General features: G+C 60.2%; 13 protein-coding genes. 8 read left to right on the top strand and 5 right to left on the bottom strand.

What is annotated here, in order from left to right; translation table 11 throughout:
• Nucleotide 1 precedes the first annotated feature (1 nt).
• Nucleotides 2-628 (bottom strand): HAD family hydrolase, encoded by a 627-nt coding sequence (locus tag WCX49_RS06840; RefSeq protein ID WP_345984348.1) that lies wholly within the window; start codon nt 626-628, stop codon nt 2-4.
• 126 nt (nt 629-754) lie between these two features.
• Here WCX49_RS06840 and WCX49_RS06845 point away from each other — a divergent pair, with 126 nt between their 5' ends.
• The 4 genes from WCX49_RS06845 to WCX49_RS06860 all read left to right on the top strand — a co-directional run bounded on the left by WCX49_RS06845 (nt 755) and on the right by WCX49_RS06860 (nt 6,547).
• Nucleotides 755-1,570 (top strand): VacJ family lipoprotein, encoded by an 816-nt coding sequence (locus WCX49_RS06845; protein WP_345984349.1) that lies wholly within the window; start codon nt 755-757, stop codon nt 1,568-1,570.
• Between the two features lie 4 nt (nt 1,571-1,574).
• Nucleotides 1,575-2,159: an ABC transporter substrate-binding protein gene (locus tag WCX49_RS06850; protein WP_345984350.1), complete on the top strand. Its 585-nt coding sequence runs from the start codon at nt 1,575-1,577 to the stop codon at nt 2,157-2,159.
• The gene (locus WCX49_RS06855; RefSeq protein WP_345984351.1) at nt 2,152-4,659 is read left to right on the top strand and encodes an MMPL family transporter; all 2,508 of its coding nucleotides are present in this window, start codon (nt 2,152-2,154) and stop codon (nt 4,657-4,659) included. The genes WCX49_RS06850 and WCX49_RS06855 overlap by 8 nt, the downstream gene beginning before the upstream one ends.
• A 70-nt stretch (nt 4,660-4,729) precedes the next feature.
• Nucleotides 4,730-6,547: a response regulator gene (locus WCX49_RS06860; RefSeq protein WP_345984352.1), complete on the top strand. Its 1,818-nt coding sequence runs from the start codon at nt 4,730-4,732 to the stop codon at nt 6,545-6,547.
• 66 nt (nt 6,548-6,613) lie between these two features.
• On the opposite strand, the gene hemH is transcribed toward WCX49_RS06860, so the two are convergent.
• The 4 genes from hemH to WCX49_RS06880 are packed head-to-tail and all read right to left on the bottom strand — an operon-like array spanning nt 6,614 to nt 10,513.
• A complete protein-coding gene (gene hemH, locus WCX49_RS06865; protein WP_345984353.1) occupies nt 6,614-7,567 on the bottom strand; it encodes a ferrochelatase in 954 nt (317 codons plus the stop codon).
• Nucleotides 7,567-8,337, bottom strand: coding sequence for an alpha/beta fold hydrolase (locus WCX49_RS06870; RefSeq protein WP_345984354.1), 771 nt, complete (start codon nt 8,335-8,337; stop codon nt 7,567-7,569). Before WCX49_RS06870 ends, hemH begins: the two co-directional genes overlap by 1 nt.
• Nucleotides 8,334-9,371 carry a hypothetical protein gene (locus WCX49_RS06875; RefSeq protein WP_345984355.1) on the bottom strand — a complete coding sequence of 346 codons (1,038 nt, stop codon included), beginning with the start codon at nt 9,369-9,371 and terminating at the stop codon, nt 8,334-8,336. Before WCX49_RS06875 ends, WCX49_RS06870 begins: the two co-directional genes overlap by 4 nt.
• A gap of 17 nt (nt 9,372-9,388) precedes the next feature.
• Entirely contained in the window at nt 9,389-10,513 is a 1,125-nt protein-coding gene (locus WCX49_RS06880; RefSeq protein ID WP_345984356.1) for an FAD-dependent oxidoreductase, read from the bottom strand.
• A 192-nt stretch (nt 10,514-10,705) separates the two neighbouring features.
• On the opposite strand from WCX49_RS06880, the gene WCX49_RS06885 reads away from it, so the two are divergent.
• The 4 genes from WCX49_RS06885 to WCX49_RS06900 all read left to right on the top strand — a co-directional run bounded on the left by WCX49_RS06885 (nt 10,706) and on the right by WCX49_RS06900 (nt 15,727).
• On the top strand, nt 10,706-13,099 hold the full coding sequence (locus WCX49_RS06885; RefSeq protein WP_345984357.1) for a hemopexin repeat-containing protein: 2,394 nt from the start codon (nt 10,706-10,708) through the stop codon (nt 13,097-13,099).
• 102 nt (nt 13,100-13,201) lie between these two features.
• Complete coding sequence (locus WCX49_RS06890; RefSeq protein ID WP_345984358.1) at nt 13,202-13,870, top strand: nitroreductase; 669 nt, start codon at nt 13,202-13,204, stop codon at nt 13,868-13,870.
• A gap of 68 nt (nt 13,871-13,938) precedes the next feature.
• Nucleotides 13,939-15,168: a multidrug effflux MFS transporter gene (locus WCX49_RS06895; RefSeq protein WP_345984359.1), complete on the top strand. Its 1,230-nt coding sequence runs from the start codon at nt 13,939-13,941 to the stop codon at nt 15,166-15,168.
• Nucleotides 15,169-15,265: 97 nt separating this feature from the next.
• A complete protein-coding gene (locus WCX49_RS06900) occupies nt 15,266-15,727 on the top strand; it encodes a hypothetical protein (RefSeq protein WP_345984360.1) in 462 nt (153 codons plus the stop codon).
• Nucleotides 15,728-15,830 lie beyond the last annotated feature (103 nt).

The raw sequence follows: 15,830 nt of genomic DNA on the forward strand, positions 1-15,830 counted from the left end.
TTCAGACGATGTCAAGCAGCGCGGCAGGGTATTCGATGACGAGGTCGCCCTCGCCCTCCGCGCTGAAGCCCCAGGTGGAAAAGATGCCGGTGATGCCGGCCCGGCGCGCCGCATCGATGTCTTTGCTGTTGTCGCCCACCATCCAGGCCCGGTGCTCTCCTGAGCGGAATCCGAGCGCATCGAGGATCAGGCGCAGCATGGCCGGGTCGGGTTTCGAAGCCCCGGCGATGTCCGGGCCGACGATATGGTCGAAGTACCCCGCAAGGCCGAGATGCGTGATCATCCGCGTCGCGAAGCTGCTCGGGGCATTTGTCGCCACGGCAAGCCGTACTCCGCCCGCGTGCAGCGTCTCTACCGTTTCCCTGATTCCAGGGTAGAGGACGGGGTTCCGGATGCACTGCTCGTGGTAGTGGGCCTCGAAAAGCTCCCGGTCGCGTGCCTCGTAGGTCTCCGTCCCATAAAAGAGCTTGGGGAGGTTGCGCAGGGGGCGGTTGATCCACTCGACGACCGTGCAGCTCTCTACCGGCGGCAGCGCATGGTTCACGGCGCGGACATGGTTGATGGAGCAGGTGATGTCATGCTGAGAGTCGATCAGCGTTCCGTCCATGTCAAAGATCACAATACGCATATTTTGCTTCCCTACCGGTGATTTCGCGCTATTATAGCGAAGCTGTTTTCCGGGGCGTATTACGTGACGTTTCTGTATCAAATTGCAGTGACATATTTAAACATTTTAGGTACAATCGTGAAATTTATGAAAAGACTGTTTTTAACGATGATATTGGGGTTTTCGCTGCTATATTCCCAGGAGGGAGGATCAGCTGTACCCGCCCCCTTGGAGCAGATCGGCCCCCTTGCACACCTCTCCGGTCCCGAAGACGAGGTCTTCGACGACGGCTTTGACATCGGGGGCTTCGAAGAGGAGTTCACCGACGTTGCCGCCGAGCCGGTCTATGACCCGCTCGAAGGGTACAACCGCTGGATGACCGGGTTTAACAACGTCCTTTTCGACTACCTCCTCGATCCGGTCATCAGTACCTACAACTTCATCCTGCCCGAACCGATCCGGGTCTCCGTCAACAATATCTTCAACAACCTCTACTACCCCGTCAGCCTGGTCAACAACCTGCTGCAGCTTAAATTCGACCATGCGCTGAGCGAGACGGGACGTTTCATCATCAACTCCACCTTCGGTTTTGCGGGGATGTTCGATACGGCCATGCAGATCGGCGTGGAGCCCCATGTCGAGGACTTCGGCCAGACCCTCGGCCATTACGGCGTCGGCAACGGCATGCCGATCGTCCTCCCCTTCTTCGGTCCGAGCAACCTGCGTGACATTACGGGTGACCTGCTCGATTTCTACGTCAACCCTGTCTATTACGTGGAGCCGAGAAAGTATAATATCCCCCGCAATACGTACGAGGGTTGGGGCCTGGTCGGCGCCAAGCGTTTCAACAAGTTCTCCCTCTACAAGCAGGAGTACCTGCAGATCCGAAGGGAAGCCCTGGATTTCTACCCCTTTATGCGCGATGCCTACGAGCAGAACCGCAACAAACTGATATCGGAGTAACCTTATGAAAAAACTGTTCTATCTTGCCCTCATCTCCCTGCTGCTGCCACTCTCCGCAGCCGCCATGGAGGCAAACGAGATCGGAAGCGTCATGCGCCAGAAAGTGGATGTCGTCCTGACGATCCTCAACGACCACAATCTGAGCAAAACCGAACGCAATACGGCCATCGAAACCGAGATGGACCCCTATTTCGATTTTCTCCTGATGGCGAAACTCAGCCTCGGCAAAAGCGGCTGGCAGGCGGCGACCCCCGCACAGCGCAAAGAGTATGTCGTGCTCTTCGAACGCCGCATCAAAGACTTCTATATGAGCAAGCTCGACCTCTACAAGGACGAGGTCATCACCCTGGAAGCACCGCAGGAGGTCAAGAACCGCATCTATCTCAACAGCTATATCATCGAAAAGGGCGAGAAGAAAGAGGTACTTTACAAGTTCTACCATGCCAAAGAGGGGTGGCTCATCTACGACGTCGACGTCCTGGGCGTCAGCATCATCCAGTCCTACCGCAGCCAGTTCGCCGGCGAACTCGAGAACGGTTCGATAGAGCAGCTCCTCATCAAGCTGCGCCAGCCACAGCCTGATGCTTAAACGCTTCTATACCGGCTTCGTTTTCCGCCACCCGTGGCTCGTTATCGCCATCGTGCTGCTGACGGCGGCAGTAATGGGGATGCAGGCCGTCAAACTCAGTGTTGACGCCTCGGCCGAAACCCTCCTGCTCGAAAACGACAAGGACCTCGCCTACTCCCGCCTTGTTGCCAAACGCTACCGCGGCCAGGACTTCCTTGTTATCACCTACACGCCCGAAGCCGACCTGCTCGCCCCGCGGACCCTCGAAGACATACGGACCCTCGCTGCGGCGCTCCTGAAAATCGAAGGGGTCGACTCTGTCAACTCCATTTTGAACGTGCCGCTCCTGGAGAGTCCCCCGAAACCTGTCAAAGAGCTGCTGGAGAAGATCCCCTCGATCGAGGCGGGCGATGCAAACCTGACGCTGGCCCGCGAGGAGTTCAAGCATAATCCGCTCTACGTCTCGAACCTCGTCAGCCCGGATCTCAAGACAACGGCCCTGCAGGTCAACCTCGTCCGCGACGACCGCTACTACGAGCTGCTCGACCACCTCAACGCCCTGCGCGCGGCCGATGACAACGGCAGCCTTACCGCGGAGGGCGAAACCCAGCTTGCGGATGCGACCGCCGCCTTCAAGGATTACCGCGATATCGCCCGCGAACGCGATCACCGGATGATCCTGGCCGTCCGCGACACCCTGCGCACGCACGATACCGCCGGGGAGCTCTTCCTCGGCGGTGTGACGATGATCGCCGACGACATGGTCACCTTCGTCAAGCGCGACCTCAAGACCTACGGCGTGGCGGTCCTGGCGCTGCTGATCCTCGTGCTTTGGACGGTCTTCCGCCAGAAACGGTGGGTCGCCCTGCCGGTGCTGATCTCCGCCCTCTCCATCGGGATCACGGTCGGGCTGCTGGGGATGCTCGGGTTCGAGATCACCGTCATCTCGTCAAACTTCATCTCCCTGCAACTCATCATTACGATCTCCATCATCATTCACCTGATCGTACGCTACCGCGAACTCGCCCTCGCCAAACCTTCGGCCACCGAAAAAGAGCTGGTACTCCAGAGTACCCTCTCCATGTCCAAACCGACTTTCTTCGCCATCATCACGACGATTGCCGGTTTCGCCTCCCTGATGCTCTCGGGGATCAAACCGATCATCGCACTGGGCTGGATGATGAGTATCGGGATCAGCGTCTCCCTGATCATCACTTACCTGCTCTTCCCGGCCGTCAACGTCCTGCTCAAGCGCAAACAGCCCAAGACGACCTTTGACAAAGAGTTCTCCGTCACCAAGATCCTGGCGAACTTCACCGAACGCCACGGCGCCCTGACGCTCATTGCCTCCGTAGCGCTGATCGCCTTCTCCCTCACCGGGGCGCAGCGGCTCGTCGTCGAGAACAGCTTTATCAACTACTTCAAGCCCACCACGGAGATCTTCCAGGGGATGTCCGTCATCGACCGGCAGCTCGGCGGGACGACACCGCTGGATATCACCATCGACCTGCCCCAGCCCGCCGCGGCCGAGACGGTGACCGAGAGTGCCGGCAGCTCCGACGGTTTTGACGAGTTCGACGAATTTGCCGAAGAGTTCAATGCCGAGGCGCAGGGCGCCCAGTACTGGTTCACCGACAGCCGGATGCAGGTCGTGCGCCGGGTACACGAATGGCTGGAGAACGTTCCGCACGTCGGAAAGGTCCTCTCCCTCGGCACCATGCTCGAAGTGGGGCGCACCCTCAACGACGGCCGCGAACTCGACAACTTCGAACTGGCCCTCCTCTATAACGAAATGCCCGCGAAATTCGCCGACATCATTCTCAAGCCCTATGTGAGCATCGAACACGACCAGGCCCGTTTCGCCCTGCGTATCGTCGACTCCGATGCCGACCTGCGCCGTGCCGACCTGCTCAGGGAGCTTCACGACGGCCTGATCAACGAGGTCGGCATCCCCCCGGAACATCTGCATATCTCCGGCCTGATGGTGCTTTACAACAATATGCTCCAGAGCCTCTTTAATTCGCAGATCGCCACGCTCGGGGTGATGGCCGTCCTGCTGTTCCTGATGTTCTGGGCGCTCTTCCGCTCCTTCATGACGGCCGTCGTTGCCATCATCGCCAACCTTGTGCCGGTCGGGACGGTTTTCGGGGTCATGGGGTGGTCGGACATCCCGCTCGATATGATGACCATCACCATCGCCGCCATCAGTATCGGGATCGCGGTCGACGACACTATCCACTATATCCACCGCTTCCGGATCGAGCTCGCCAAAGACGGCGACTACGTGGCCGCGATGCACCGCTCCCACGAAAGTATCGGCTATGCGATGAGCTACACCTCCGCTGCCATCATGATCGGTTTCGTCATCCTCGTGCTCTCGGTCTTCATCCCGACGATCTACTTCGGCCTTCTGACCGTGCTCGTCATGTTCATGGCGATCGTCGCCGACCTCCTGCTGCTACCAAAACTCATCCTTCTACTGCGTCCTTTCGGGCAATTGACGAAAAAAGTTGCCAATTAAAATTAACACGCTACAATAGTAACAATATCTACCGGAGAGCTCCCGCTCCCCGTGTCAGAAGGATGGGATTATGTTACAGTTACGTCGTCTTCTTGTTGCCGTTTTGCTCCTGGCTGCCGGGGCATTTGCCGCACTCAACCAGGCCATTTCCGTCGGTGCGTTCAGCAGCGCCGATGCCGCCCAGGCCCGCATTACCGAGGTAAAGAACCACCTGATGCAGGACGAGGCCGTCGCTGCGCTTCTCAATGAAAAGCACTTCAGCTTTACCGTCGAACAGGTCAAAGGGCTCTACCGCTCCGAACTGACCGGGTTTACGGACGAAGCAGACCTTCCCGTCGTGATGTCGTCTGTCAAGGGTGTCGTGCCCGACGCATACTATGTTACGCGCGCTGCCACCGCCGTGACACCTGCTGCCCCTGCCGCGGCACCGGTCCCTGTCCAGGAGGAGGAAGGCATCTTCGTCGTTGATGAAACCAATGTCATCGAGGAGGTTCCGGCCGTCGAAACCCCCGAACCGGTTCCCGCAGCAACGGCACCCGTAACCGTGACACCGGAACCAAAGGGCCCGGCCACCGCGATTGTCGATACGGTACCCGCCCCTGTCGCTTCCACGGAAGTCACTGCCAGCAGCGATCTGCCCGAACCGCCTCTGGACGGCACCTCTTCCATGCTGCTTTACAGCATTATCCTGGCGCTCGTCGCCCTGTTGATCCTGCTCTATATCGCCCGCCGCAAACGCCGTTCCTCCGAGCTTTTCCCTCCGCATGAGAAGGCGGACCTTGAAACACTCGCAGAGGATTTCGCCGAAACGGCAGCGGCAGCGCATGCTCCGGAAGCGCCTGTCGTCCCCGAGGAGACCTATGAACCTGAACCGGAAACGGAACAGCCGATAGAAACGCTCTATGAACCGGAGCCGATGGAGGTCGAAGAGACAACCTTCTACGAAGCCCCCGCCCCCGAACCGGAAGAGAGCTACACCGAAGCCGTCGAAACAGAAGCACCTGTGGAAGTTCCGGAAGTGCAGGAAGCCGTCCCGGCTGCAGCGGCTACGCGCAAAAAGCGTGACCTCCCGGCCGAACTGGGTGCCGTCACCAAAGAGCGGCTGGCGGAATTCGCCGGCAACCGTCTTTTGATCGCTGAAGACAACCTGATCAACCAGAAGGTGATCTCGCGCCTGCTCGAGGGGAGCGGTATGGACATCGTCATTGCCAATAACGGTCAGGAAGCGCTGGACATGCTCAATGAGAACCCCAACTACAACATGGTCCTGATGGATGCTCACATGCCGGTCATGGACGGCTTCGAAGCGACACAAGCCATTCGTCAGGACCCGCGTTTTGACGCCATTGCCGTCGTTGCCCTGAGCGGGGACGTCGGGGCCGACGATATCCGCAAGATGCGCGAAGCGGGCATGGAGGAGCAGCTGGCCAAGCCGCTGCGTGTCGATGCCCTCTATGCGGTGATGTACCAGTACCTGAACCTTGCGTCGGAAGCGGTTGAAGAAGCGGAAGAGGAGATGCTTCCGGAACTGAAAACCCACGGGGCGGATACGGCGCTCAATGCCGCAGTCGGGCTGGATATCTGTGCCGGCGACAAAGTGATGTACGCCGAGATCCTCGATGAATTCGTCACCTCCTATAACCAGGCGGACAACCTCGTGCACACCTACATCCGGGCCAATGACGATACCAAGCTCGTCGCCTTCATGCTCGATGTCAAGGGCGTCGCGTCCAATATCGGTGCCGATGCCCTTGCCGAGGCGGCGGAAACGCTTCGCGAAGCCGTGCTTATCAACCGGGTCGAGGAGTACAACACCCTCGCAGACGCCTTTGCCACAACGCTGCACAAAACGATGGCAGCCATCGACAGCTTCAAAGCAACCCTCTGATCTTCTTCCCTGCGCGCTTGTGCGCGCTGCAGGTCACATCATTCTGATTTTAGTACTCTGGAGTTTTCAGGAGCGCATTTTCGCATAGAGCGACGCCAGCGCCTCGACAAAGAGCGGGTGGTCGTTGGGACAGGCGGCGACGCGGTAATCCTCGTATCCAAGCTCCTCCGCGACTTCGCGGTACTCCATATCGAGCTCATAGAGGGTCTCGGAGTTGTCGATCGTAAACGCGATCGGGAAGACGAGCACCTTTTTGCGTTCCAGGCTTTCGAGCTTCTGCTCCAGGGAGGGCTCCAGCCATTTCAGCGGGCCGACCTTCGACTGGTAGGCAATGTGAATGTCGGCGAAGGTGAGTCCCGCCGCCTCGAGCATCGGCTTCAGCAGCGCGACATGTTCCTTGACATGATGTTCGTAGGGGTCGCCCTTGTCGACAATCTTCTGCGGCAGCCCGTGCGCGGAGAAGATCAGCTCAAATGCCCCCGCGTCCGCCCCGGCCATCGCCTCACGGATGCGGTCGATAATGACCGCATTGTACGTCGCACTGCTGTAGAAGTGCTTGATCTCCGTCACAAGCGCCTTGAGCCCCAGGGCGTGCATCCGCGCTTCGTAATCCTCCAGGGAGGACTTCGTCGTCGTCGTCGAGTACTGCGGGTAGAGCGGGATCAGGTAGACGTGCGTCACCCCTTCCGCCTTCAGACGTTCGATGGAAACGTCCGCAAAAGGCGGCGTATAGCGCATGGCGAAGTCGACGATAACGTCTTCGCCCAGTTTCGCCTGCAGCGCCGCGACGAGCTTCTTCGTAATGCCGACAATCGGCGATTTGCCGCCGAGCTTCTGGTAGACCTCCTGCGCGCTCTTCGTGCGGTTGGAGGTAATGACGCTGGCGATGAAGCGGCGCAGCAGGCCGCTCTTCATCGTCAGAATGTTGGGGTCGTTGAACATGTTATGCAGGAAGGTCTGAACCTCGTAGAGGTCGTTCGGGCCTCCCATATTAAGCAATATGACTGCATTCTTGGCCATCAGCACACCTTTGAGACGTCGGCGATAAAACGTTCGCTGCCGAGTATTTCTGCATGATTGTACCCGCTGTATACTTTATGGACAGCTAACGACGGCGCCTTCTCCTTCAGCGCAAGGCTCTGCTCAAGCGGCACGATCTCGTCGTCCCGGCTGGCGAAGATGCTCACCGGTGCGCTGACGCCGCCGAGATAGCGAGCCGTCTCAAATCGGCAGCGCATCAGCCACCCGGGGAAGAAGGGCACCTTGCGGCGCGCGAGGGAAGGTATGTCGTAAAAGGGTGCGACAAGGATCAGCTGTGTCACGTCGGTGCGCGAAGCGGCATAGGCTGCCACGCTGCCGCCGAGGCTGTAGCCCATCAGCATCAGCGGGCCGAAGCGCTCTTTGGCATAGGTCACCAGCGCAACGGCATCCTCCAGCAGAACGCGTTCGCCGGGCCTTCCGCCGCTGCAGCCGTAGCCGCGGTAGTTGAACGCGATGATGCGCCAGTCGGGGAAACGCTCGCTGAGCTTGCCGACCAGTGCCACGCTGTCCTGCTCCTTTCCGCCGAAGTAAAAAACGGTGCATCGGGGCGACTCCGGCTCGTACACGATGCCTTCCAGCACGACGTTACCGCCGCACACCTGTTCGAGCCCCCGGAAGCGCTCCGGGTGCAGGTGGAACGCATCACGTTTGGGGTAATAGACGGGGGCGAAGACCAGCCGCGGCCACACAAGAAAAAGCACACCCCAAAGCAGCACGATCACGCCGATGACCGTCAGAACAACCGTCACGGAAGGTCCTCGAAACTGCCGGTCTCGAAGCAGGCCCGCTGTCGCAGCGGGGCGTAAACCGGGTCATCCACCGCCGCCTCGTGGGCGCCGATCGCAACACCATCGGCATCGTGGTATGTTGCGGCATAGAAGGATTGCCACTGCACACCCTCCTGCAGGCCGAGCTGGCCGTACGTATAGACGAAATCGCCGTAGGAGGGGTCGTCCGTGGCCGTGATAGCGCGGATGCGGGCGGAGTCGGCAAAGGGCGGCGTGTCGGTGATCCAGTCGGCGACGGTCCCCGCAGCGGGCACATCGTCGGGGACGTCGTAAATGCCTGCGAGCATGCATACATGCCCTGCGCCGAAGACCTTGGAGAGGTAGAGCGCCTGCCCCGCCCCCTGTGAATGGCCGCCGGCGTAAAGGTTTTCCCACGCCACGCCGCCGGTGCCGACGACCGTCACGGGAAAATGAAACCCGTTGGCCTCGAAATACGCGACGAGGCGCTGCAGGCGCGGGATGATGGCGTCGGCTGCGGGCACGTCAACAACGGTCGAGAGGTCCTCGCCGGTCAGCTTCTCCTCTCTCACCTTCCCCGCACAGTTGTTGACCTCGGGGTGGCCGCCGCACTCGGACGAGCCGTTGACAAGGTAGCGGTTGTGGTAGGCGACGTTCAGCACGACGAATCCGTTCTGCGCCGCTTCATGCATAAAGGTCTCGGAAGAGAAGGCTCCGTTCTCCTGGTTATAGGGACGGCCGAAGGTCCCGACCATATGCACGTAGAGCCCTTTGACGCTGCTCCCCTCCGGCGGAAAAACGGCGCTGTGGTATCCGAATCCCAGCCGCTGGTCCAACAGCGTCGCCGTCCCGAACTGGTCGCGGGCGGCAGGATCGAGACGCGAGGGGCGCACGGCACAAAACAGTGTCCCGTCGTCGAGGCTCTTGGCGGCGTCGCAAAGCGCGGCGGAGGGCTGATGGAAAGCGTCCGCGGAGCTGCTGCTCCCGCACCCCTGCATCAATGCCGCCGCCGCGATAAACGGAAGGAACGTTTTCATAGCCCTATTGTAGCAAATCACTTTCCGGCGCGTTTCGCCCAGCGGTAGAGGAAACGGGTCGGGTCCAGCGCCTCGGGGAGCGGTTTCCCTTCCAGCAGCGACTCGGCAAGGGAGCGGGCGAGCAGCGGGCCCATGACGAAACCGTAGCCGCCCGTACCGTTGATCATGTAGAGTCCGGGGTGGTAGACAAGCGATGCCGCGTCGGTCTTGACGCCCTTTGAGAGCCCGGGGACCGCCAGCAGCGACGCCTCGGCGTCAGCGACCCTTCCGACCAGCGGGTAGTAGTCGTTGGAACCCGAACGCAGCCCGGTGTAGTCTTTGAGGACTTCGACATGTTCGAGCATGACTGTTTTGGCCGCCTTCTGCAGCAATTCCGCCCGCCCCTGCGCGACGTCATAGGGCTCCGTTACCGTCTGCGGATCGTAGTGCACGTCGTGTGTCGCACCGATGGCACCCTCCCCGTTCGCACCCGTCGCGGCAATGGAGACGTACTGGTGCAGGTGGCACGGCAGCGGGGTTGACGTCCTGATATCAACACGGTGCCCCCAAACGGCACGCAGCGCGATATGCGGCATCGAAACGACGGGCCTATAAGCCCCCGTTGCCAGGACGACCTTCTTCGCGCGGATCCTTCCGACCGACCATAACCCTTCACTATATTTTATAATATTAATATCATCCAATATAAAGTCGGAACCCTCCGCCAGCCGTGTGCAGACCGCCTGCGCATTGACCAGACCGCTGCGGGCCAGGACAACGTGTTCGAACGCCTCCGCCTCCTCCGTCAACGGCACCTCCGGCATCGAAGCGAGCATCGGCAACGCTGTCGTCTCTTTGAACGCCCTCACCTTTTCGTTCTCGTCCTCGTACTTGGCAAAATGGATCAGGGGTGCAATGCGGATAAGCTCGGGGAAATAGCACTCGTAAAAGTCGAGCGAGAAAAGGTAACTCTCCTCCATCAGCGCCTTGAGCGGGCCGCCCTTGGAGAACTTGGGCGAAACGAAAGCCCCTGCTGCCCCGCTGCCGCCCGCGGCGATCCCTTCGCGGTCGATGAGGGCGACTTTCTCGCCCCCCTTGGTCAAAAAATACGCCGTGGCGCAGCCGTTGATACCGGCGCCGATAATGGCCGTGTCGTAGGTCAAACAGGTCCTTTTTCTTTTGCCATAGTGTAACAAAACTCCGTTCAAACCAGGCATAGGTATCACACTATCTAAAGATCAAAAATACCAATTAGAAATATTATTTCGCAGTATCTTTTAATTAATAAAGTCCTATAGTTAAATGCAGATGTCCACCCTCGCCGGTCGGACAGAAACAGGAGGAGGAACAAAACAATGAGCACGGAGCTGATCAGACTGCCCGTCGTCGTCATCAAGGTCGCCGATGACGACGGCTCGCACTATGCAGGCGACGCATTTTCAGACGACACGGTCAGGGCGCTGATCGAGGACACCAATGCCATCTACGAACCCGATGTGGGGATCCGGCTGATTTTGCAGAAGATCAGCACCCTCAACAACACGCTGATCAACCGTGTGGCGGACTGGAGCATGGAGTGCCCCGATGCGGAGGCGACGATCCCGCACCCTGACCCTGCTTTCGCCGGTTACCGCCTGAGCCCTTCGCAGCATGCGGCCTACAGCTATGCGGCCAAACACTACCCCGACAAGATCGTCATTTACGTCCGCCGCCGGACCGCCGTCAGGGTACTCGTCGATTCGGGTTACCCCAAACCACTTGACGGGAACTGGCCCGGACTCCCCGCCGCGTTCAAGCAGGGGATCGACGCCGCCCTGCTTCGGCAGGACAACGGCAAGATCTACCTCTTCAAAGGAAGCGAATACGTCCGGTTTTCCAGCGTCGGCGCCGGCGTCGATCCGGGCTACCCCAAGCCCATCGCCAACCACTGGCCGGGCCTCCCGGCTTCCTTTCAACAGGGCATCGATGCCGCGCTGTGGCGGGAGAGTAACAGCTGCGTGTACCTCTTCAAAGGGAGCGAATACGTCCGTTTCACAAACGTCAGTGCCGGCGTCGACCCGGGATACCCGAAAAAGATTGCCGACCACTGGCCGGGCCTTCCGCCCGCCTTCCGGCAGGAGATCGATGCCGCGCTCTACTACAAACCCACCGGACAGATCTATTTTTTCAAAAATGACGAATACGTCCGCTTCTCCAGCGTCAGTGCAGGCGTGGACGCCGGCTACCCGCAGGCCATCAAAAACAACTGGCGCGGTCTCCCGGAGGTATTTGAGCAGGGTATCCAGGCGGCCCTCTGGCGGGAGAGCAACGGCTGTACCTACCTCTTCAAAAACGGCGAGTATGTCCGGTACTCGAAGGCGTGCGACATCGTCGACGAAGGCGGCGGCGGTTTCTCGCACAAAGATATGAATTTTGTCGCACTGAGCCCATGGGCGGCGACGGGTACGCTGGGCGTCATGGTCTACGCCGGCGGCCCCACCCCCGCCCAGGCGCCCCACGTCTTCCTGGCCCATGAGCTCGGCCACTATTTCGACCTGACCCATACCATGCGCAACGACTCCCCCGAAACAATGGCCGTCGCGATGCAGCAGCTCGACGACTACTGCCGGCAGCACTATCCCGACCCCAAAAACGTCCCCGAAAACATCGCGGACCTCGTTTGGGATATGGACACCCTGACGGATACCTCAGGCGATCCGGGCGCCACACTGTACATGCAGGCGCTCTTCGGTACAGACCTGCCATCCGCCACCGCCAATCCCTGTATCGGCGCGGGCGAGTTCACCGTCCACTCGGACTACTGCGGCAGGGATTTTACCGCGACACCGCCGCGCGACAACGTGATGAGCTACACGGCGCAATGCCCCTATCTCCCCGGCAACACCACCGGGCAGACGCGGGCACGGATTACGCCGCAGCAGCGGGCCATCATCCACGCGTCGCTGAAAACCTGGCGCAAAAACCTGCAGCAGCTGCCGGCGGGCCATGACCGCTACAACGCCGTCTGGATCAAGTCGAACGAGGACCGTCCCGTCGTCTGGGCCTGGAAACGGGCCGACTTCGACAAGCTGAAAAAAGAGTATGATGCAAAAGGGTTCCGCCTGGATGAGCTCAACGCCTTTGTCCTGCCCGGCGGCGAGGTGCGCTACAACGCCGTCTGGATCAAATCGCACGAGGATCGGCCCGCCGTCTGGGCATGGAAACGCGCCGACTTCGACAAACTGTACACCGAGTACTACGCAAAGGGGTACCGGTTGGCGTCGCTCAACGCCTTCATGCTCTCCGACGGCATTGAGCGCTTCAACGCCATCTGGATCAAATCGCACGAAGACCGCCCTGCGGTCTGGGCCTGGAAACGTGCCGATTTCGATAAGCTCTACGCCGAGTACCATGAGAAAGGGTTCCGCCTGATCGATCTCAATACGTTCGTCTACCCGGGCGGAGAGGAGCGCTACAACGCCGTCTGGATCAAATCGGACGACGACAGGCCCGCCGTCTGGGCCTGGAAGCGGGCCGACTTCGACAAGCTGTACACCGAGTATGACACGAAAGGGTACCGTCCGGAACGCCTCAACACTTTTCTCGGCGCCGACGGCGAACTGCGCTACAACGCCCTCTGGGTCAAATCCGGGGGCAGCAGCAGAAAGGCCCTGTGGGAGTGGGTACGCTGGGACTTCGAGAGCCGCCACGACACGCTGCACGCCAAGGGCTACCGCCTCTACCGTCTGGGCTGCAGCGTCCTGCCCTAGCCGCCTTCTTCAATGGCGCAGGTTACCTGCAGACACCTGCGCCCTTCTTGTTAATTGCCTTTTAAACGCTATGCTTTGCTCTTAAGATGCCAAAGGACGGAAATGGATACATTGGATGCACTCCTCGAACGCAGATCGGTGCGGGCGTTCCTGGACAAGGCGGTGGACAGAGAGACCATTGAAACGCTCCTTGAACATGCAAGTCATGCCCCCTCCGGTGTCAACATGCAGCCGTGGAGCGTCTGTGTCGTCGGCGGCAGCATGAAAAAGCTTATTGAAACAAGGATTATTAAGGCCTTCGAGGCGGGTGAAAAAGCCCGCATGGACTATAGCTACTACCCGCAACAGTGGGAGGAGCCCTACCGGAGCCGGCGCAAAGAGACGGGCCTGCTGATGTACCGGACGCTGGGCATTGCCAAAGAGGACAGAGCGGCGCAGGCCGAACAGTGGAAAGCCAACTACAGGGCCTTCGACGCCCCGGTCGTGCTCTACTTTTTTATCGATGCCGCCCTGGAAAAGGGCTCCTGGCTCGATTACGGCATGTTCCTGCAGTCCCTCATGCTCGCGGCGACATCCCTCGGGCTGGGAAGCTGCCCGCAGGCCGCCCTGGCCGAATACCCCGATATCGTCCGCGAAGAACTGGGCATTGGAAGCGACAAGACCCTGCTGTGCGGCATGGCCCTGGGCTACGAGGATAAGACGGCCCCGATCAACGGCTACCGGACGCCACGAGTCCCCCTCGACGCGTTCGCCGCGTTCTACGATGTCTGAAGCTGAAAGTATCGTTCCGGTGTGTCGCACCGTCCGGGCCTGAAGCCGATCCGTGGTAAAAAGTTAGAATGAAACCGCAGACACCCCGCCCCTCCTTTAAAGAGTTTGTCCTTCTGATGAGCCTGATGACCGCCGCGGCGGCCCTGGCTATCGATGCCGTCATGCCTGCGCTCAGCACCATCGGCATGGCCCTGCAGGTGCAGACCGACAACGACCGCCAGCTCATCATCTCCCTGCTCTTTGCGGGGATGGCCCTGGGGCAGCTGCTCTACGGGCCGCTCAGCGACAGCTTCGGGCGGAAGCGTGCCATCTACGTCGGGTTCGGCCTCTACATCGCTGGGTCCCTTATCGCCCTGCTCAGTCCGAACCTGACCGTCATGCTCTTCGGCCGCTTTTTGCAGGGGCTAGGTGCCGCCGGGCCGCGCATCGTCTCCGTGGCCCTCATCCGCGATCTCTACGAAGGGCGTATGATGGCACGGGTGATGTCTTTTGTCATGAGCATCTTCATCTTCGTACCCGCCGTCGCCCCGGCGCTGGGCGAAGGCCTGCTCTACCTCTGGGGATGGCAGGCGATCTTCGGGCTCTTCATTGCCGTCGCCGCAGTGACGCTGGTCTGGTTCATCCTGCGCCAGCCCGAGACGCTGCCATTAGAGCGACGCATCCCCCTCTCGCCCGCACGTATCCTTACCGGCATTGTAGAGACCTGCAGGAACCGCACCGCCCTGGGCTATACCGTCGCCATGGGGCTGGTGTTCAGCGTCTTCATGGGCTATCTCAGCTCTGCCGAACAGATCTTCCGCGACACCTACGGCACCGGCGAGCTCTTTGCCCTCTACTTCGGCATCTTCGCCCTCTCCATCGGCCTCGCCTCCTACCTCAATGCGCGGCTGGTGATGCGCTACGGCATGCGGCCGCTCAGCTCCTCGGCGCTCGCGGCCCTCACCCTCGTCTCGCTCCTCTATTTCGCCTATGCCTATGCCCATGACGGGGTGCCGCCGTTTGGGACCTTCATGCTCTACGGCCTCGTTACCTTCTTCTGCTTCGGCCTGCTCTTTGGCAACCTCAATGCCATGGCGATGGAGCCGCTGGGGCACATTGCCGGCATCGGGGCCGCGGTCGTCGGTTCGCTCTCGACCTTCATCGCCCTGCCTATCGGCGTGACCATAGGCCGCCTCTACGACGGCGGCATCCTCGCCCTCGTCGGGGGCTTCGCCCTCCTCGGCGCCGCCGGGCTTGCCGTCGTACGCCGCACCGGCCACGAGGAGATGCAGCGCGTCCCCGTCCCAACCGACGACTGAAGCCGGCAGTTACATATTAATTAATATACTATATAGTCCGTGCCCTTTCGGGAGCTTTTTTTGCATTGGTGCGGCACAATACGGCAAAAGGAGTCCCATGGAAACGCACAAGGACAGAGTCTTCCTCCGAGGCCGCGGGGGAAGCGACGCGGCACACCAGGCCGACGAGGCACTTTACCACGAGCTGCTCGTCCGCCACGGCGAGCTTGAACGCACGACGCAGAAAACGGCGGCGGGGATCGAAACGGTCACCCGCGTCACCTCCGGGGACACCAAGCTCGTCAGCGTCCTGCACGAACATGTCGTCGGCATGAAGAAGCGCTACGACGGCGGCCGGGCCGTACGCTCCTGGGACCCCCTTTTCGTCGAGCTCTTCGACAACCGCGACGCCATGACGCTGGCGTGGGAGATGCTCGCAGACGGCATCAAGGTCACCCTCACTTCGGACGATCCCGCTGTCGTCGATATTATCCACCGCCACGACGAGACCCTGCAGATGTTCGTACAGTACGGCCTGCAGGCCTCACGCCACGAAAGTCCCTACCGCCCGGAGGCGTAAAGCGGCAAAAGTCCGGACGACAACCGGACACGACGCCACCTGGCATCTTTTTTGCAAACTGCCGCGTCATGAAAACACCAACTACCAACCACAAGAATTAGAC

Origin of the sequence: Sulfurimonas sp. HSL-1656, assembly GCF_039645585.1 — a bacterium.
GTDB lineage: Bacteria > Campylobacterota > Campylobacteria > Campylobacterales > Sulfurimonadaceae > Thiomicrolovo > Thiomicrolovo subterrani.

What these genes read in the sequence shown, in the direction of transcription:
- WCX49_RS06885 (WP_345984357.1), top strand. Translation starts at nt 10,706, where the DNA reads ATGAGCACGGAGCTGATCAGACTGCCCGTCGTCGTCATCAAGGTCGCC.
- WCX49_RS06900 (WP_345984360.1), top strand. Translation starts at nt 15,266, where the DNA reads ATGGAAACGCACAAGGACAGAGTCTTCCTCCGAGGCCGCGGGGGAAGC.
- WCX49_RS06895 (WP_345984359.1), top strand. Translation starts at nt 13,939, where the DNA reads ATGAAACCGCAGACACCCCGCCCCTCCTTTAAAGAGTTTGTCCTTCTG.
- WCX49_RS06860 (WP_345984352.1), top strand. Translation starts at nt 4,730, where the DNA reads ATGTTACAGTTACGTCGTCTTCTTGTTGCCGTTTTGCTCCTGGCTGCC.
- WCX49_RS06845 (WP_345984349.1), top strand. Translation starts at nt 755, where the DNA reads ATGAAAAGACTGTTTTTAACGATGATATTGGGGTTTTCGCTGCTATAT.
- WCX49_RS06890 (WP_345984358.1), top strand. Translation starts at nt 13,202, where the DNA reads ATGGATACATTGGATGCACTCCTCGAACGCAGATCGGTGCGGGCGTTC.
- WCX49_RS06850 (WP_345984350.1), top strand. Translation starts at nt 1,575, where the DNA reads ATGAAAAAACTGTTCTATCTTGCCCTCATCTCCCTGCTGCTGCCACTC.
- WCX49_RS06840 (WP_345984348.1), bottom strand. Translation starts at nt 628, where the DNA reads ATGCGTATTGTGATCTTTGACATGGACGGAACGCTGATCGACTCTCAG.
- WCX49_RS06855 (WP_345984351.1), top strand. Translation starts at nt 2,152, where the DNA reads ATGCTTAAACGCTTCTATACCGGCTTCGTTTTCCGCCACCCGTGGCTC.
- hemH (WP_345984353.1), bottom strand. Translation starts at nt 7,567, where the DNA reads ATGGCCAAGAATGCAGTCATATTGCTTAATATGGGAGGCCCGAACGAC.
- WCX49_RS06875 (WP_345984355.1), bottom strand. Translation starts at nt 9,371, where the DNA reads ATGAAAACGTTCCTTCCGTTTATCGCGGCGGCGGCATTGATGCAGGGG.